The 18637-nt window shown below is 38.0% G+C and carries 20 protein-coding genes; 9 read left to right on the top strand and 11 right to left on the bottom strand.

The window, feature by feature from the left end; genetic code table 11:
* Positions 1-186 precede the first annotated feature (186 nt).
* Positions 187-1158 (bottom strand): oxygen-dependent tRNA uridine(34) hydroxylase TrhO, encoded by a 972-nt coding sequence (gene trhO, locus ACYQ73_RS21475; RefSeq protein ID WP_460014323.1) that lies wholly within the window; start codon positions 1156-1158, stop codon positions 187-189.
* Between the two features lie 138 nt (positions 1159-1296).
* Between trhO and ACYQ73_RS21480 the strand changes: the two genes are divergently transcribed.
* Complete coding sequence (locus ACYQ73_RS21480) at positions 1297-2079, top strand: enoyl-CoA hydratase (protein ID WP_460014324.1); 783 nt, start codon at positions 1297-1299, stop codon at positions 2077-2079.
* A gap of 107 nt (positions 2080-2186) precedes the next feature.
* On the opposite strand, the gene ACYQ73_RS21485 is transcribed toward ACYQ73_RS21480, so the two are convergent.
* The gene (locus ACYQ73_RS21485) at positions 2187-2372 is read right to left on the bottom strand and encodes a YhzD family protein (protein WP_132364027.1); all 186 of its coding nucleotides are present in this window, start codon (positions 2370-2372) and stop codon (positions 2187-2189) included.
* A 348-nt stretch (positions 2373-2720) separates the two neighbouring features.
* On the opposite strand from ACYQ73_RS21485, the gene ACYQ73_RS21490 reads away from it, so the two are divergent.
* Genes ACYQ73_RS21490 through yhaM form a run of 3 tightly spaced genes read left to right on the top strand, consistent with a single transcriptional unit; the run spans position 2721 to position 7767 of the window.
* Complete coding sequence (locus ACYQ73_RS21490; RefSeq protein WP_460014325.1) at positions 2721-3935, top strand: metallophosphoesterase family protein; 1215 nt, start codon at positions 2721-2723, stop codon at positions 3933-3935.
* A 5-nt stretch (positions 3936-3940) separates the two neighbouring features.
* Positions 3941-6832 carry an ATP-binding protein gene (locus ACYQ73_RS21495; RefSeq protein WP_460014326.1) on the top strand — a complete coding sequence of 964 codons (2892 nt, stop codon included), beginning with the start codon at positions 3941-3943 and terminating at the stop codon, positions 6830-6832.
* A complete protein-coding gene (gene yhaM, locus ACYQ73_RS21500) occupies positions 6829-7767 on the top strand; it encodes a 3'-5' exoribonuclease YhaM (protein WP_370080911.1) in 939 nt (312 codons plus the stop codon). The genes ACYQ73_RS21495 and yhaM overlap by 4 nt, the downstream gene beginning before the upstream one ends.
* Before the next feature lie 301 nt (positions 7768-8068).
* Here the strand turns inward: yhaM and ACYQ73_RS21505 are convergent, their stop codons facing one another.
* On the bottom strand, positions 8069-9031 hold the full coding sequence (locus ACYQ73_RS21505) for a peptidylprolyl isomerase (protein WP_460014327.1): 963 nt from the start codon (positions 9029-9031) through the stop codon (positions 8069-8071).
* Between the two features lie 142 nt (positions 9032-9173).
* On the opposite strand from ACYQ73_RS21505, the gene ACYQ73_RS21510 reads away from it, so the two are divergent.
* Positions 9174-9278 carry a YjcZ family sporulation protein gene (locus ACYQ73_RS21510; RefSeq protein WP_082337661.1) on the top strand — a complete coding sequence of 35 codons (105 nt, stop codon included), beginning with the start codon at positions 9174-9176 and terminating at the stop codon, positions 9276-9278.
* Between the two features lie 160 nt (positions 9279-9438).
* On the opposite strand, the gene ACYQ73_RS21515 is transcribed toward ACYQ73_RS21510, so the two are convergent.
* The 6 genes from ACYQ73_RS21515 to ACYQ73_RS21540 form a co-directional block, all read right to left on the bottom strand.
* Positions 9439-9624: a hypothetical protein gene (locus tag ACYQ73_RS21515; RefSeq protein ID WP_460014391.1), complete on the bottom strand. Its 186-nt coding sequence runs from the start codon at positions 9622-9624 to the stop codon at positions 9439-9441.
* Positions 9625-9694: 70 nt separating this feature from the next.
* On the bottom strand, positions 9695-10240 hold the full coding sequence (locus ACYQ73_RS21520) for a DUF3267 domain-containing protein (RefSeq protein WP_460014328.1): 546 nt from the start codon (positions 10238-10240) through the stop codon (positions 9695-9697).
* Positions 10241-10423: 183 nt separating this feature from the next.
* Positions 10424-10984, bottom strand: a complete 561-nt coding sequence (locus tag ACYQ73_RS21525) for an HTH-type transcriptional regulator Hpr (protein ID WP_132364123.1) — start codon at positions 10982-10984, stop codon at positions 10424-10426.
* Between the two features lie 155 nt (positions 10985-11139).
* The gene (locus ACYQ73_RS21530) at positions 11140-11535 is read right to left on the bottom strand and encodes a YtxH domain-containing protein (protein ID WP_460014329.1); all 396 of its coding nucleotides are present in this window, start codon (positions 11533-11535) and stop codon (positions 11140-11142) included.
* Between the two features lie 141 nt (positions 11536-11676).
* Positions 11677-12207: a tryptophan transporter gene (locus tag ACYQ73_RS21535; protein ID WP_460014330.1), complete on the bottom strand. Its 531-nt coding sequence runs from the start codon at positions 12205-12207 to the stop codon at positions 11677-11679.
* 145 nt (positions 12208-12352) lie between these two features.
* On the bottom strand, positions 12353-12769 hold the full coding sequence (locus ACYQ73_RS21540; RefSeq protein WP_460014331.1) for an HIT family protein: 417 nt from the start codon (positions 12767-12769) through the stop codon (positions 12353-12355).
* 104 nt (positions 12770-12873) lie between these two features.
* Between ACYQ73_RS21540 and ACYQ73_RS21545 the strand changes: the two genes are divergently transcribed.
* On the top strand, positions 12874-13623 hold the full coding sequence (locus ACYQ73_RS21545; RefSeq protein ID WP_460014332.1) for an ABC transporter ATP-binding protein: 750 nt from the start codon (positions 12874-12876) through the stop codon (positions 13621-13623).
* The gene (locus ACYQ73_RS21550; RefSeq protein WP_460014333.1) at positions 13607-14791 is read left to right on the top strand and encodes an ABC transporter permease; all 1185 of its coding nucleotides are present in this window, start codon (positions 13607-13609) and stop codon (positions 14789-14791) included. The genes ACYQ73_RS21545 and ACYQ73_RS21550 overlap by 17 nt, the downstream gene beginning before the upstream one ends.
* Before the next feature lie 64 nt (positions 14792-14855).
* On the opposite strand, the gene ACYQ73_RS21555 is transcribed toward ACYQ73_RS21550, so the two are convergent.
* Positions 14856-16016: an amidohydrolase gene (locus tag ACYQ73_RS21555; RefSeq protein WP_460014334.1), complete on the bottom strand. Its 1161-nt coding sequence runs from the start codon at positions 16014-16016 to the stop codon at positions 14856-14858.
* A 115-nt stretch (positions 16017-16131) separates the two neighbouring features.
* Between ACYQ73_RS21555 and ACYQ73_RS21560 the strand changes: the two genes are divergently transcribed.
* Positions 16132-16662, top strand: coding sequence for a hypothetical protein (locus ACYQ73_RS21560; RefSeq protein ID WP_460014335.1), 531 nt, complete (start codon positions 16132-16134; stop codon positions 16660-16662).
* Between the two features lie 103 nt (positions 16663-16765).
* Here ACYQ73_RS21560 and ACYQ73_RS21565 read toward each other — a convergent pair whose 3' ends face one another.
* A complete protein-coding gene (locus tag ACYQ73_RS21565; RefSeq protein WP_460014336.1) occupies positions 16766-17284 on the bottom strand; it encodes an antibiotic biosynthesis monooxygenase family protein in 519 nt (172 codons plus the stop codon).
* 233 nt (positions 17285-17517) lie between these two features.
* Here ACYQ73_RS21565 and hemE point away from each other — a divergent pair, with 233 nt between their 5' ends.
* A complete protein-coding gene (hemE, locus tag ACYQ73_RS21570; protein WP_460014337.1) occupies positions 17518-18567 on the top strand; it encodes a uroporphyrinogen decarboxylase in 1050 nt (349 codons plus the stop codon).
* Positions 18568-18637 lie beyond the last annotated feature (70 nt).

Genomic DNA, 18637 nt, shown 5'->3' on the forward strand with positions numbered 1-18637 from the left:
AGGGGGAAATGCTCGGGTACCTTGTGGAATCGCTCAGGTAAGCCGGGAAAGTGATCGGGTGCCATAGAAAATCGCTCGGGTACCAAAAATATCTGCTCAGGTAAACGCGCAATCATCGCCCTTTACAGACAAGGGAGAGTAACTCGAAAAAAGAGCATCACCACAAATGGATGATGCTCTTTTTTCTTATAAAGAAGTATTTTGAACTTCAGCGATTTTAGCGATTTGTTCCTCAATCTGCTCTTTTGTCCAACCATTCTCTTCAACGAAGAAGTTGTGTGTTGCGCGGCGGCATTCGTCTGAACAGCTACGCATATAGAAGGCCTCATGCTCTTCCTCGCAAAGCATTAATTTATGGCATTCGGGATTTGCGCAGTTTGTATAACGTTCTGTCGGTTCACCAGTGAAGAAATCCTTGCCGACAATAACATGCTCCACCTGATTAATCGGTACACTACGACGTCGATCAAAGACAAACATTTGTCCATCCCATAGTTGACCTTTTACCTCAGGGTCTTTAGCATATGTGGCAATTCCGCCATGTAACTGACCAACACTTTCTCCATAGCCTTCACGTTTTAACCAGCCAGAGAATTTTTCACAGCGAATACCACCTGTGCAGTAAGTTAAAACTTTCTTGCCAGCAAAATCTTCTTTATGGGCCTCCATCCAATCCGGTAGATCACGGAAGTTTTCGATATCTGGGCGAATAGCACCACGGAAATGGCCGAGGTCATATTCATAATCATTACGTGCATCAATAACTACAGTATTGTCCTCCTGCATACGTTCCATAAATTCCTTTGGTGATAAATAATCTCCTGTTATTTCTAAAGGATTAATATCATCTTCTAAACCAAGGTGTACAATTTCTCGACGAGGGCGGACATGCATTTTTTTAAAGGTATGCCCTTCAGCTTCATCTATTTTCCACATAATGTCGCTAAAAAGAGTGTCTGCCTTCATATGATTCATGTAAGCATCAGTTTGCTCGACTGTACCTGAAACGGTTCCATTAATGCCTTCATATCCAACTAAAATACGACCAAGAAGCCCGATTTCTTTACAAACTGCTAAATGTTCCTCTGCGAATGCTACAGGGTCTTCAATAGCTATATATTTATAATAAAGTAATACACGATAGTCTTTCTGTGTCACAATCATTAACCACCTTTAAATCAATATTCGTCATTAAATATAGCATATCAAGTGCTATTTTGCGTAGGAGAGAAGGAGTTTTCTGAAAAAACACGAATAGTACATAGTGAATGACTATTCATATTTGGGGGTGTTGGGATGGAATTTTCAACAATTACATTAGAAAAATTAGATCGCCGTGCAACATTAACATTAAATCGACCACATGCCATGAACGCCATGGATGATGTGATGATGCGTGAACTAGCAGAATGCTTTGAAGCTCTACAGCAAGAACAAGAAATACAAATTCTCGTTATTCGCGGGGAAGGAAAAGTCTTTTCCGCAGGTGGCGATATTAAAGCGATGCTAGATCCAAATAAGCCACTAAATATTAATGAGGCAATGGTTTATTTATCACGTATTGTTAAAGCGTATTACCAGCTACCGATGATCGTCATTGCAGCAGTTCATGGAGCATCAGCTGGATTAGGCTTTAGTCTAGCGTTAGGGGCAGACATAGTTGTGGCATGTGAAAATAGTAAGCTGGCTATGAATTTCATAGGTATAGGGCTCATCCCTGATGGTGGCGGTCATTTCTTTATGAAGGAACGTGTGGGTACTGTCAAAGCGAAACAAATGATTTGGGAAGGTAAAGTATTAACTGCATCGGAAGCTCATGATGAAGGGTTAATTGACTACGTTGCACCAGATGGGACTGTTTTTGCGATTACTGACCAACTAGTTGGAAAAATGCTTGCTTCTCCAATGGCATCGATGATTACGACTAAAAAAATTCTACATGCTCAAAATTTACCGCAATTAGAGAGTATTTTATCGATGGAAGCAGCGGGGCAAGCAGCGATGCGTAAAACGGCCGATCATTTAGAGGGAATCCATGCATTTGTAGAGAAAAGAGCACCTGCCTTTGTAGGAAAATAAATTTAACTACTTCTTTCAGTGGGCGGCCAAACACCCGCTGAAAGAAGTAAAAAGGAAAGAAAAAAGGCGCGTAGAAAAGTATACTACGTGCCTTTTAATAGCCATTTTTAGACATGGAATAAAATTAATTTACCTGAGGAGTTCACAAGGCGATGAGTTTTGTTGGCAACACCTTTTTCTTCGATTTGTTGTAGACCGTTGATTTTTGCAGCCTCATCGTTTTCGAATGTCCATGTTTCATCAAATAATGTTTCCCCAGTTTTTTCAAAAGCTGTAAAACGATAATTCTCCATACAAACCCCACCCTTTACTTAATATATATCTATTATACATAGAAGATTTATAAACTTCACGGTAAAACTAGCTAAAATTTCGATAAATTATGAAAGTTGTGGAAAATTTGAGGCAATACTATTAATGAACATTCTTTGAATACATTTCTCAACTAACGTGAAGTATGATAAAATAGAACAAATATTCGGTTTCGGCGTGATTCACGAATGTCTCATTATAGAAATGAGACAAATCGCAGTTAGTAAATTATTGAAGTAGCAATTCCAATGTACTGAATTAATTACTGCATTGCGAGTGATGAAAGAATAACGACAAGGTATAGATTATTTATTACTTGAGGTGATTGGATGTCAGCAATTCGTTTTTTCCATATGGCGGATTTACATTTAGATAGTCCATTTAAGGGCTTATTTGGTTTACCAGAGCAAAACTTCAAAAAGATTCGAACAAGTACTTTTGAAGCTTTTGATAAAATTATTCAAAAAGCTATTCAGGAGAAACCTGATTTTTTACTGATTGTCGGTGATATATATGATGGTGAAAATCGTAGCTTACAGGCACAAAGACGATTTCAAGAAGCTATGGAAAAACTCTTTCAGCATAATATCCCGGTCATTTTAAGCTATGGTAATCACGATCACTTAAATGGTGCTTGGACACGCTTTGCTTTACCGAGCAACGTTTATGAACTACCAGCTGAAACAAGTGTTGTGCAATTAAAAATACGTGGTCAGCAAGTTAATATTTATGGCTTCAGCTATAGTGACCGTCATATATCGGAATCAATGATTGATAGTTATCCTGTTGCACAGGACCAGCATGCTATTCATATTGGTATGCTTCATGGTAGTGAAGCTAGTGATACCTCACATGCTGTTTATGCACCGTTCACAAAAGATCAACTTCTCGAAAAAAACTATCATTACTGGGCTTTAGGGCATATTCATAAACGACAACTTTTACATCAAAATCCACCGATTGTTTATCCAGGCAATATTCAAAGTCGACATCGGAAAGAACAGGGGATAAAGGGCTTCTATGATGTAACCTTGTCGCAAAACTCTACTGATTTGGAATTTGTATCGACATCAGCTGTTGTTTATAACGCAGTAGAGGTGGATTGTACGAATGTGTTTCATGCAAATGAACTCCTAAATAAATGTGAGGAAGCACTGATGCTTAATCGTCAAGAGTATGGGGCGTCTGTTGTTGAACTGCATTTGAAAAATATAGATGAACAATCACAATCTTTATTTGAACATGCTACAGTTGATGCGTGGCTAGAAACAATTCGAGAAGCTGAAGATGGGATTGAACCGATGTGCTGGGTACAAAAGCTTGTGTTACATCAATCATCAGCATTGTATGAGCATACTGCGGCGACTGAATCGGTGATGAATTTAATGGAGCAATGGGACATTTCTGAGTGGAAGGATATTTTAAAGGAACTATACCAACATGCTGGTGGTGCAAGACTGATTGATCCTTTAACAGAACAGGACATTAAAAATTTAATGCACAACGCTCAAGAATTATTAGCAGAAGAAATTCAAAGGGTGTGAATAACATGCTAACGATACAAAAAATCCAAATTTATGGCTTTGGCAAGCATGAAAACATCACCATTACTTTACACGAAGGCGTTACCATTTTTTATGGTATGAATGAAGCGGGTAAAACAACCATTCAACAGTTTATTTTACAAATGCTTTTCGGATTTCCCACGAGACAGCAGACACAACGTAAATATGAGCCGAAAGTATCGACTAAATTCGGTGGTCAGCTTACAATTGGGCATCCAACGTACGGACAATGCACGATAGAACGCATTAAAGGAAAGGCAGCTGGAGATGTCACAGTTTATTTAGAAGACGGAACAATGGGGCATGAGGAACTTTTAGCGAAACTATTATATGGTTATTCAAAGGCTTCCTTTGAGTCCATTTTCTCCTTTTCATTACATGAACTACAGGGCATTGAAAAAATGTCAGAGGAAGAGCTCACACATTTGTTGCTTGCCTCTGGGACAACAGGGATTCAACAGCTATCGTCTCTAGAAAAGAAAATGGACAAAGATGCTGGTGAGCTTTTTAAAAAAACAGGCAAAGTGCCACTCATTAATCAAAAATTGGAGCATGTAAAAAAGCTAGAACGCGCAATTAAACAAGAACAAGGTAATATTCAGACCTTTGAGGATAAATTATTACAATTACAACAGCTCGATCAAAGGCTAGAAGGGTTATATAGTCAGCAAAAAACACAGCAGCAAAATTGGCAGCAGCTCACAATTCTTCAGCAGGCAATGCCGCTTTTAAAACAGCAAAAAGCTTTCGAACAGACGCGAAAGAGCTATGAACATGTGCAGTTTCCGCCTGAAGGGATCCGACGTTATGAGCAATTAAAGGATCGGCTTATGCATGAAACACTACAAATGCAGCAGCTGAAGGAGCAGTATCAGGAACTACAAAAAAAGCTACAATTAACAGTGGACGAGCAAGTTATTACTGAAATGTCTCGACTTTTAAATAGAGAAGCAACATGGAATCAGTTAGTTGTTAAGGAACAGAACTTAATGGATGAGCTGTATTTAATCGAGCAAGAAATAGAAGCGCAGTTTCGTTTGTTAGGTGTTCAGGAAAAAACAGCGCAGGAAATTCTGCTTGAGGAAACAGTGTCATTACAGCAAGAGGAACAGTTTCAACAACAGTTAAGCCTATTAGAAGAAGCAGAAGAAGAATTGAAATTTCATTTGCGTTCGTTGGAGCAACTACATGCAGAATTAGATACAACTGCTCAACTAAAACAACAGCTTCAACAAGAGTCATTATCTACAGAGGAAGAACATATTTTAGCACAGTGGCCTCAACGTAAGCGAAAGCTTGAACAATTGCGCTATGGAAGGTCACAACGCTCGAAACAACAACAACCAAGTGTTTTTATATTTATGGTGTTAGCCATAAGTATGCTTTCGTTTATTTATGGTGTTTTGGAAAAAAATATGGCTGTCATCGTTGTAGGAGCGGTTATGTCGCTGATCATTATTTTATATTTGAAATTTGCTAGACAAGCACATGAAGTGCCGAGTAAACAACAAAGTCAGCAAATACGTGAGTTAGAGCAGGAGGAAAATGTTGCTCAAGCTATCCTGCTGAAAAAACAAAAACTTGAAGATCGCTTGTTACATGTAAATGAGCAACAGCAAGAGAAAGAACGCCAATATGTGAAACTTGAATATAAAATTCAGCGGGCTGAGCAGGTGAGTGAAGAGGCCACTCAGTCGCTTCAACATTTTTTAAGGCGCTATCGGATAGAGGGAAATATACCGAAAACATTATTACCAGAGCTGTTTATGCGCATTCGCGGTGCTCAAGAGTTAGCAGCAAAAAAGAAGAGTACATTTACTCTTCTGCAAACGGTACAAGCGGAGAAAATCGATTCCCTAGAACAAGTGCAGCGAGTCTTACATGGAGAGTATAGTGAGCAAGAAATCTTTATGCATTTGCGTAATACATTCCTTACTTTACAGCAGGAGCAACAGATAGCTCTACAAGCAAAAGCGCAGTTGACTAGCCTTCAGACCAAAATTCAAGGAGTTCAATCACATATAGACAGCTATGAGTCTGAAATTACTCAGTTATATAATGCTGCGAATGTTCAATCAGAGAAGGCTTATTATGAAACTCATGAACAATTTGAGCAACAACAAAAAATATCAACAGAACTTCAAGCCATTCAGAGTCAGTTACTCTCGCTGAATGTAGACAACGAACAGTCATTAATAGACGAGGAACAGCTTAAAGAAAAACTACTTGCTTTAGAAGAAGAGCGTGGTGCAATGCAGGTAGCCATAGATCATTGCTTAGAACAACGCGCGACACTACAAATCCAAAAGGAGAATCTTCTAAATGACGAGAAATATGGTCAATTGCTTCAACAGTTTGAAGAGGAGAAATCAGTGCTGCAACAGCTAATAGGGCAATGGGCTACAAAAAAGGTATTGGCTACTGCGATTCATGAAACATTGTTCCGCTTAAGAGAAGAAAAACTACCATCTGTTTTGACAGAGGTTAATGCAATATTCAATTTGTTAACAGGTGGACGTTACGAGAAGCTTTTAATTAATGATGAAGGCTATTTTGTTACACAGGATGTTTCTGGATTACGTTATCAAATGGCAGAATTATCACAGGCAACGAAGGAGCAAGCTTATATTTCGTTGCGCATGGCACTAGCAAAAACACTGACAACTTCTGCTCCATTTCCATTTATTATGGACGATCCTTTTGTCCATTTTGATCGAAACCGTACAGACAAAATGGTACAATTAATGAAAGAAGTAGGATATGAACGTCAAATTTTATATTTTACTTGCCATGACGGGATGCTCGAGCATTGGCAGAAAGACCAAATAGTCAATGTAGGAGCACTAGCAAATGAAAGGGGAGTGGCGTCAACATGAAGGGTATTACGACGCTCCAGGTTGGAGAATCAGTTGATCAATTTTTATTAATTAAACAGGCGACAAAAGGAGTTACCACAGTTGGAAAGCCATTTATGTCACTGTTGTTACAAGATAAAAGTGGAGATATTGAGGCAAAGCTATGGGATACAAATGATGATCATGAAAAAATGTATCACGCTGAGGCAATTGTCCGTGTAGGTGGAGAAATTCATGACTACCGTGGCAAAAACCAATTGCGTATAAAATCAATCCGTGTAGCAAAACCGGAGGAGGGAATTGCTATTAATGATTTAGTTCCTTCCTCAGCAACTCCAAAAGAAGAATTATATGAAGAATTGACGCAATTTTTCTTTGATATTAAAAATCCAAATATTTCTCGAATTACACGTGCAGCTATTAAAAAACATCAGGATGCTATTTTAGTATATCCAGCTGCAACGAAAAATCATCATGATTATGCATCTGGTCTTCTGGATCATATGGTGTCAATGTTAAGACTAGGAAAAGCAATTGCTGATTTATATCCTACATTAAATCGAGATCTGTTATATGCAGGGATTATTCTGCATGATATCGGTAAGGTTGTTGAGCTATCAGGGCCTGTTGCAACAATGTATACTGTTGAAGGGAATTTACTTGGTCATATTACTATTATGGTCAATGAAATTGCCAAGATTGCTAGTGAACTAGAGATCGAGGGCGAGGAAGTTATGCTATTGCAACATATGGTGCTCTCTCACCACGGTAAAGAAGAATGGGGTAGCCCGAAAAAACCGATGATTCAAGAAGCAGAAATCTTGCATTATATTGATAATATTGATGCAAAGATGAACATGCTAGCACGTGCATTAGGTAAAACAGCACCAGGTGAATTTACTGAGCGACTATTTCCGCTTGATAATCGATCGTTTTATAAGCCCTCTATTAAATAGATGTAGATTTGAGGTTTCGTAGGGGATGCTTTGTCTATAAGTTGATTGGATTCGAGGCTCGGGACAGGTCACAGATGAGCCCCTTAGTAAAGGAACGAAGGCTAAAACATCTAACACCTTTGTGAAAAAATGAAATAGCATATAAAAGAAAAGAGGATTCATTTTGATTATACTTTATTCAAAATGAATCCTCTTCATTTGCCTTACATATGTGTTTTCAAGATACTTTTTGTATATAAAAAGGGTTACGCCTGTATAAGCGTAACCCTTTTTCATATAGTAAAATAACAACAAATTTAGATTACTTTTTGTCAGTATCTTTTTTACTTTCTTTTTCAGCGTCTTCTTGAGCTTTTTTAATTGCTTCTTCTTGAGCTTTAGCTTGCTCTTCACTTGTTGTTGTAAGAGCCTTGATAGCAGGTTCTAACTCTTTATCAGATGTTTTTATATCAGCATCTTTTGCCATTTTTGCAATGATATCTTTAAGAATTTGTTGGCTTTCACCGGATTGAGTTAATTTAGCAAGCATTTGTGTACGAATGTTTTCTTCTTCGTCTTTGAATGCGCCAACACCTTTTACATCACGCTTGTCCGTAATTTCAATAACGTGGTAACCAAAGCTTGTTTGAACTGGTTCACTTAAAGTATTTACAGGAAGGGCATAAGCAGCATCGTTAAATTCATCTACCATTGCACCAACAGAGAACCAACCAAGCTCTCCGCCTTTTTCAGCAGAGCCAGTATCAGTTGAGTATTCTTTTGCTACATCCGCAAATTTAGCGCCGCCTTTAATTTTGGCAATGACTTCTTTAGCTGTTTTCTCATCTGCTACTAAAATATGACGACCATTTAACTCTGTTTTCATTTGCTCATAATGTTTTTTTACATCTTCTTCTTTAATAGCTTTATCTTTTAAAGCCTTTTCTTGAAGAAGTTGAATACGTAAAGACTCTTTAAAGCCTTCTTTCGTTAAGCCATATTGAACAAGAGCTTGGTCAAGGTCATCACCTAATTGTGAAACTGTATTGTCGTACGCCTCTTTAAGTTCTTTATCTGATACTTTATATTTATCAGATAATAATTTTTCAGTCACCATTTGTTGAACTACATGAGAACCTGTTAAATTTTTTGCTGATTCATTAAAGTCAGCGACTGAAATGTCACCTGATTTAGAAGTAACAACTGTTTTACTGTCCCCTCCGCTACAAGCACCAAGCGCTAATACCGAAGCAGCTAATGTTAAAGATAATACTGTCTTTTTCATAGTGGATATTCTCTCCTTACATGGTTTCGTCCATTTTTCACTATAACATAAACGTTTTAAAAACAAAATGGTTCCCCTTGAGTATAGCCTATATTTCAAATTTTCAAGCGCATAGGATATATAAAAGAAAGGGGGTGAAGTTATGAGCAGCGGAGGATATGGTGGCGGTGGCTACGGCTCAGGCTTTGCTTTATTAGTTGTGTTGTTTATTTTATTAATTATCGTTGGTGCAGCGTTCCTATACTAATTAATAAAAATAACGAAAAGCTAAGGATTTAACGTCCTTAGCTTTTTTACAATGTAAGGCATCCGCACCGCATTTTAGGTCACGTCACAAAAATATGATTGGTCAGACCGAGTTATCACATTAGGTGTCCAAAAGGAAGCGGATGCACTTTTCTTCTTAACTATACTGCATATAAAATTTCAATATAAAATGAGACAAGTAAAATTGTTATAAGTATATTGATAGTTCGGAATACTTTTGGTTGTTTTTCTTCGGGAATTTCACGTCGCATGCACAGCGCATAAGTCATGCGGTTTATTTGAAATAAATAGAATACCGAGAATAGAACTACAATCATTAACAGCAAGTCTATTCCTCCCCTCTTTCAGTATTAATAGCATAACAAAAAACGTCAATAAAACACAAGTACAAGCAATTTAGTGAATAGTAGGTGGCACTAAAATTTCATAGCCCTTAGGCGTCTCTTCAATCTGGGAGTCTTTAGGCGAATTCGATAAATATTTCACATATAGAATATCAATTACACATAGACTACAATGGTAAGCTAAAAGTAATGTGCCGTAATGTGTGTACGCAGGGAATAGCAGTGTACCTAATATAATGCTTGTATTTAAAACAATAAATGGTGTAAGTAAAGCTAAAATATAACGATTTTTCGATAAAGGTTCACGGATACGCATGTGTAGCACAGGAATAACATAAAATTGGGTACGCACACGCAATTTTAAATGTTGACGTAAATCATACAATGCTAGAAAGTGTAAGCATTTGTGGATTGGATAGATTGCGAATACAGCAATTACAAATAGCCAAAATAAACGATCTGTATAGTGCTCATCATTAAATAAATTAAATGATACATAGGAAAGAGAGAATACAGTTAAAAAAGCAAATACAGCCATGATTATAATACGCGTTGTTCCGTAATGATGTTCAAGATTTAATATTTTCCAACAATGCATGATTATCACCTCCGTAGTATGAATGGTCCTATCTAATGTAAATTGAATTATGCTAGAATGCAAGAAAAAGGAGGTATCTCAGAAAAATTTCTGAAGTACCTCTTTTAGCATGAATTTATAAGCTCTTTGGCCAATAAGTTAGTGATTGCTAACACTTGACTCTAAAGCCTAATATTATCACTTTTATCCTTTTACAGTTGGACGTTCTTCTACCTTATCAAAGGACTCACGGAAGTGCTGGAAGGAACGCTCAAAAATGTCGATGAAGTCCTCACCGTATATATTGCGAATAACCGCCATAACATCTAAAAATTCTGGGAAGCGGCCGTATAGATCCTTTAAAGCTAATGAGCCTTCTAGCACAGAATGATACGTATTATGATAATTACTATTCATTTCAACAATAAGTTCTGTACCTGCTTCTGTTAACTCAACGTACGTATTACGCTTATCGTCATCCCGCTTTGAAAACTTAAGGAATCCACGTTCTTCTAATTTTTTAGAAAAATTAAATGCTGTAGAAACGTGCATCACCCCGAATTTTGCCACATCAGAAATTGAAGCCCCTTTTAAATGATACGAAATCCATAAAATATGATGTTCGTTAATATTTAAATCGTAGGGTTTAATCCATTGCTGCCAATCTTTCTCCACTGCTTTCCATAAGGCTTTTGATAATTGCGCAATTCTTTGACTATAAAGCATCGCTTCTTTTTGAGTGTATAATTCCTCTGACAAAGCCATCACCTACTGCTTTCTTTAACATTTTAAAAATATTATAGCAATAAAGGAAAAAAGTTTAAAGTTAGAAAAATTAAAAAATTGAAAAGTGGTTAAAAAATAACATTATATAGATTGAAATTGATAAAAATATAGTTTATTTATCAGATGAAAGGACTTTAGTCGCTACCTTTTTCTTGTGGTTTTTTCTTTTTTTCTGTAAATTGTGCAACGTTTTTCTCGATTTCGCTTATTGAATTCTGTAATGCTTCTATTTCTTGTTGCAAGTTATTTTTTGACGGCTCGATTTCTTCAGTAAATGTAGTAATAGTTTGTTTTAAATCATTTATTATTAGTGGTATATTATTTTTCATTTCATTTGTGAGTGAATTAACGGATTGTTTAACTGTGCCTGCTTGCTGTTTTACATCTAAAAGCTTGTCCTTTGTGCTTGCAACATTTGCTCGCAAATTAGTACGTAATTGTTGTCCTGATTGAGGAGTTGAAAAAAGTACAGCGATTGTACCACCGACAATCCCGGCTGTCAGTCCAAATAAAAATGGTTTTGCTTTCATTTTGAATACCTCATTTCTGTAATGATCATGTGTTACCTATTATTAAACCATGAAATGCACAAATACAAAAAGAAAAAAGAAACTAAACGAGTGATTTTGAATCACAGTTTAGTTTCCTTTGTAGATGAACGTGCATTTTTATTAAATTGAAATAGCTGTTTGGAATTTAGAACGTTTCACTAATTTTGCAACTATAGGATAAATAATTGCAAAAGCAATAACATTAAATACTACAGCAGGTAATACAACGCCTACAAACAGAACAGCGAATGTTGCACCAACGTTTGCATTAAATACAAAAAGTGCGACTGCTAAAAAGACAGTTCCAGATAAAATTGTTCCTAAACCAACTAAGCAAGCAGATACTGCGAAATGGCTTGCCAATTTTTTTAGCACCATTAAGACAGCTAAAAAGACAAAGCCTGTTACTGCTTTATCGATAATATTTGGAACAAGACCGGCTGGAAATGTTGTAAACAATCCTGAAAGTGCTCCTGTTGCTAAAGAAAGTAAGAACGTTTCTTTAATAGTAGGGAACAATAAAATGCCAATAAACATCATTGTTAGCATGAAATCAGGCTTCATGCCATTTACCATACCTGGTGTGACCACGTAAAGGGTAGCACCAACACCAACTAAAAGGGCCATTAATACTAAATTCTTTGTATTCATTTCTAATCTCTCCTCGACTATGCTAATCTTTTTTTGTCTCCTAACGTGTCCTCATGACCGTTAGCGAAACTTATTTGTGATTGTACGCTATAAATTTTAAAATTGCAATACACAATTCTGACAATTAGCGTGTCCCAGAAATCAATTATTGAAGGTTAGCTTTAATGCTTTCAGCAACTTCAGTTAATTGCTCTGGTGTATATTTTTGCGTTTGCCAAATTAAGCCCAAGCCTTCTTTTTCATCGTAACGCGGAATAAAATGTAAGTGATAGTGGAAAACGGTTTGTCCAGCTGCAGCACCATTATTATTAATTGTATTAAGTCCAATTGGATTAAAAGCAGCCTTAATAGCATTTGCAATTTTCGGTGCTACTGCATATAAATTACGAGCTACATCCTCAGGCATTTCGAATAGATCCTTACAGTGATGTTTTGGAATTAATAGTGTATGACCTTTTGCAACGGGCGAAATGTCAGTAAATGCATAGACATGCTCGTCTTCATAAATTTTTGTACTTGGAATAGATCCATCAATGATTTTGCAAAATAGGCAATCGCTCATTTGAAAATTCCTCCTTATTTTATATGTAAGTACATTCTATCATACTCATAACTGTATCATTTGCTAATTTTTGATAAAATATAAACTAGAAGAGGAGTGAGGGCATGACGGTATTAGAAGTACAACATGTGACAGGTGGTTATACAAGAAAGCCTGTTATTAAAGATTTATCATTTGCGATTGAAAAAGGAGAGCTTGTTGGCTTAATAGGCTTGAACGGCGCTGGGAAAAGTACAACGATTAAGCATATCATCGGAACAATGCTTCCAAAAGAAGGCGACATTCGTTTGAATGGTGTGACGTTAAAGGAAAATACGGACAAGTATCGTACAGCATTTTCCTATATTCCTGAAACACCTGTATTATACGATGAGCTAACATTACGTGAACATTTAGAATTAACTGCAATGGCTTACGGTTTAGATGAAGCAACACTTGCAGCTCGTTCACAAATATTATTAAAAGAATTTCGAATGGAAAAGCGACTTAATTGGTTCCCTTCGCATTTCTCAAAGGGGATGCGTCAAAAGGTTATGATTATGTGTGCCTTTTTAGTCAATCCAAGTCTTTACATTATTGATGAGCCTTTTGTAGGGCTCGACCCACTTGGGATTCAATCATTGCTTGATCAGATGGATGAAAAGAAAAAAGAGGGCGCTTCTATATTAATGTCCACGCACATTTTATCGACCGCTGAAAAGCATTGTGACCGCATCATTTTATTGCATGAAGGACGTGTGCGAGCACAAGGGACAATGGAGGATTTACGCAAGGCATTTGCGATGCCACATGCGACATTGGATGATTTATATATTGCAATGACAAAGGAGCGCGACCATGAAGAACTTGCGTGATGTATGGTCCTCTCGCTTCATGCACTATATAGGTGAAGTGCAAAAATATATGCGGTTTATTTTTACAGGGCATTTAGCGATTGTACTAGTATTTCTTATCGGAGCAGGGGGCTATCAATATAGTGAATGGCTAAAAGTTGTACAGCCTGATTTTCCAGCAGAGGTATTAATCGCAGTATTTGTAGGGATTTTACTAGCATTTAGTCGTCCAACTTCACTTTTGAGAGAGCCAGATCAAGTGTATTTATTACCTTTAGAATCAAAAATGTCGCAGTATTTCAAAAAGGCGTTAGCGTGGACGTTTTGGTCACAGGTGTGGATTGTGGCAATTGTTTATATCGTTAGTATCCCTTTACTAAAGGCAGTTACTGAATTAACTACAATTGAGATTTGGTCCGTGTTCCTACTTATTATTATATTGAAGTATTTGAGCGTTCAGGGTGAATTTAGCTTTCGTTATAGTGAACGCGGTCAAATGATATGGGTGGACAGGCTAATTCGAGCTGTTATCTTTAGTGTTGCTGTGTACATGGGGCTTCATATGCAGCTTATTTTAGCGGTTGTTGCTGCTGCAATTGGGTGTGTGTATATTGTAATATTTAGAAAAAAATGCACGGGTGAGCCTGTTCCATACGAGCATTTTGTGAAGCTTGAACAAAATCGCATGATGAGCTTCTATCGTTTTGCTAATTATTTCACAGACGTTCCACATCTACGTGGTAGCATCCGTCGTCGAGGTTGGCTTGACTGGCTTTACAAATTTGTGCCATACAACAAGGATAATACTCAAAAATACTTGGTGTTCCGTACATTCATCCGAACAGATGATCATTTTTATTTATGGTTCCGTTTAACAGTGATTTCAGCTGTTATTGCAGCCTTTGTAGATATACCAGTCGTTTCATGGATTGTTGCAGGTGCATTAAGCTTTGCTACAACTATACAATTAAAGTCTGCTTTATTATCAAGCGGCGAATTCCGCATGGACATGCTTTATCCTTTACCTGATGAAGCACGCAAGGTAGCAGTCAATCAAATTGTACGTCTTGCAATGATCACTCAAGCTATTATAGTTGGTCTATGTGGTATCACACAGCCAATGTTTTATGTAACTTTTATTATCATACTGGTTGTCGGTGAATTAACTGCTAAGGTCTCAAAACCCTGATATTCAAATAATCATCAAAAGCTCATTTCTCCAATAAAAGATTTGGAGAAATGAGCTTTATTTTCTATTCTACTAATTGATAGTCTAGTACTGCTGTTAATAATACCTTTGCAGCAATGAGCATACCTTTTTCATCTATATCGAATTTTGGATGATGATGTGGTGCATATTCAGCTGGTTTGGCTCCAGTAAAGAAGAAAGTACCTGGTTTTTCCTCTAAGTAGTAAGAGAAATCTTCAGCCCCCATACTTGCTTTAACTTCAGTAACATCGCAAATATCCTGTGCGATATTACGCACAAATAGTGTTTCTTTCTCATGATTTACAACCGCAGGGTAGCCACGACGATAATCCAGTTCAATTGTACAATCATGCGCAATTTCTGTACCTTGGATAACCCGTTTAAACTCACGCTCCATCGTTTCACGAACATCTTTATCAAATGTCCGAATTGTACCATTTAAATAGGCTGTATCGGCAATAATATTGTCAGCATTAGATGCTACGAATGAACCAACTGATAAAACAGCCGATTCGATCGGGTCAACTCGACGTGCGACAAGTTGTTGTAAATTCATAACAAGCTGAGAGCCAATAACGATCGCATCCTTTGTTTGATCTGGATGAGCACCGTGACCGCCCTGACCTTGAATTTTCATTTCAAAACTATCAACAGCAGCCATCGTTGGACCGACGCGGTAGCCAATCATGCCTGTTGGATGGTTGGAAGATAGATGTGTACCAAAAATAGCATCAACGCCATTCAAAGCACCGGCCTGTACCATCCCGATCGCTCCGCCTGGATCAGCCTCTTCAGCGTGCTGATGAATTAGTACATATTCTCCTGCTAATTCATCGCGCATTTCCCACAATAGCTTACCGACAATTAACAAAGTAGCTGTATGACCATCATGCCCGCAAGCATGCATAACACCAGACACAGTTGATTTGTAGGGTACGTCTTTTTCATCTTGTATAGGCAGTGCATCAAAGTCTGCTCGTAAGGCAATCGTTTTGCCAGGCTTGCTTCCCTTAATCCGTGCAATTAAACCGTATCCACTGACATTAGCTTCAACCGGTACGCCTAGATTTTTATAAAATTGAATAATATAATTAGCGGTTTCTCGCTCCTGGAAGCTCAGCTCCGGATGCATATGTAGATGACGACGAATCGCCACCATTTCATCAAAATGGGCATCAATCTTTTCAAGTAGACATTGGTTCACAGTAAAACCTCCTTAAACAGATTATCCTAGATTTTTATTAATAACATAATAGTTTCACTAACTGGATAAACAGTGGGTCAGCACTTCTTATAAAAGAATATTCTTGGCAAGAGTAATGAATTCCACGCGTTCTGGAGAATGCCCTCGGAAGGGCAGCGAATACTCGCGCACCCCCCCGGAGGATTCCCGCGGAAGAGAAGCGAATACCCGCGCATCCTGGAGATGCCCGCGGAAGAGAAGCGAATACCCGCGGAAGAGCATCAAATACCCGCGAATTCGAGTAGAATACCCGCGGAAGAGCATCAAATACCCGCGAATCCAAGGAGAATACCCGTGGAAGAGCATCGAGTACTCGCGCCTCCAGAGAAAACCCGCGGAAGGTAAGCGAATACCCGCGCCCCCGGAGAATACCCGCGGAAGAGCATCAAATACCCGCGAATCCAAGGAGAATACCCGTGGAAGAGCATCGAGTACTCGCGCCTCCAGAGAAAACCCGCGGAAGGTAAGCGAATACCCGCGAATCCAAGGAGAATACCGCGGAAGAACATCGAGTACCTGCGCCTCAGAGAAAACCCGCGGAAAAACAGCGAATACCCGCGCCCCCAGAGAATACCCGCGGAAGAGCATCAAATACCCGCGAAACTGAGTAGAATACCCGCGAATCCAAGGAGAATACCCGCGGAAGAGCATCGAATACCCACGCCCCCGAAAGATCCCCATGGAAAGCAGTGAATCCCCGCACGCTTCAACTAATCTTCATTTTCTTCCTTTGGAGCAGCGCTATAGGTTGTGACATATGAAGCTGCTGAGAAAATATTTTGCTGATTCACACCTGTTGGTTCTTTACGTTCAGCGTGTGCAGATGCAAAGGCCTTTGAGCTTTTCCATGCTTCAAACGAATGAGGGCCGTTCCATTGTGTCATGACAATGTATGTTTCACTATTTAATGGACGAAGAAGTCGAAATGCTACAAAGCCTGGCTCATCTTCTATAGCGCCTGCTCGATTTAAAAAGCGATGTTCAAAAACTGGTCGACCCTCATCTGTAACGGGAATATTGTTGAATACAAAGAAGCCGCGTTCTTCTATATCATTTACTGAATCTAGCACTTCAAACTTACGAGGTGTGGCAAAAACTGATTTTCTTTCAGTTTCGTGTATAAGCACAGAGTTCCCTTCTCCGTGTATTAAAGTCATTCCCTCGTTTGGGTATTTATTCTTTAGCTGTTCTAAAAAATCACCTGTACCAGAAGTTAAATAAATATACATAAAATTGACCCCCTTATAAATTTTCGTAATATAGCGTGATTATCTCCATTTAAGTGGAAGTCTATAGCTTTGTCAAAAAAGAAATTCCTTAGAAAGAACAATTTTATGACATTTTACTATGAAAACTATACAATAACAGAGGAAGCGTTTACTATTGAAAACGGATATCAATAATAACGGAATAAATAAGAGAATTTTACGATATGAATTTTATTGAGGGGAAGGAACTATTCATGACAACTTTTAATGATACTCTTCTACGTGCTGCACGAGGAGAAAGAACTGAACATACACCAGTATGGTATATGCGACAAGCGGGACGCTCTCAGCCGGAATATCGTGCGATTAAAGAAAAGTATTCTTTAGAGGAAATTACACTTCAACCTGAGCTTTGTGCATATGTAACGCGATTACCAGTAGAAAACTACAATGTTGATGCAGCAATTTTATACAAAGATATAGTAACTCCACTCCCTGGTATTGGGGTAGATGTGAAAATCAAAGCAGGCGTAGGTCCTGTCATTTCAAATCCTATTCGCTCAGTCGCTGATATAGATAAACTAGGCGAATTCAATGCGAAAGAACATACACCGTACGTTTTAGAAACAATAAAAATGCTATCAGAGGAACAACTAAATGTACCTTTAATCTGCTTTGCAGGTGCGCCATTCACTCTCGCAAGCTATATGATTGAAGGTGGTCCTTCAAGAAACTATAATAAAACAAAATCATTTATGGTATCAGAGCCTCAAGCTTGGTTTGCATTAATGGACAAATTAGCTGACATGATTATTTCTGATGTTTCTGCCCAAGTCGAAGCGGGAGCAAAAGCTATCCAAATATTTGACTCGTGGGTAGGTGCTTTAAATGTTGAAGACTATCGTGTATTCATTAAACCGATTATGACACGTATTTTTGCTGAACTGAAAAAAGAAAATGTGCCACTTATTCAGTTTGGTGTCGGTGCAAGTCATTTAGCGAAAGAATGGAATGATTTACCGATTGATGTTGTTGGCTTAGATTGGCGTTTACCAATTAAAGAAGCACGTGCAAACGGTATTACTAAACCAGTACAAGGCAATTTAGATCCATCACTATTACTTGCTGATTGGTCAATTATTGAAAAACGCACGAAAGATATTATCGATCAAGGTTTAGAAATGCCAGGGCATATCTTTAACCTAGGTCACGGTGTATTCCCAGAGGTAGATCCAGAAGTGTTAAAACGTTTAACAGCTCTTATTCATGAGTATAGTGCTCAACAAATCCAAGCACGCTCTTAATATAGATGTGAACAAGATATTAACTCTCATATTTCTTTTTTATGAATGAGATCTCGATTTCATCGTAGAA

The sequence above is a fragment of the Lysinibacillus sp. CTST325 genome (assembly GCF_054665055.1).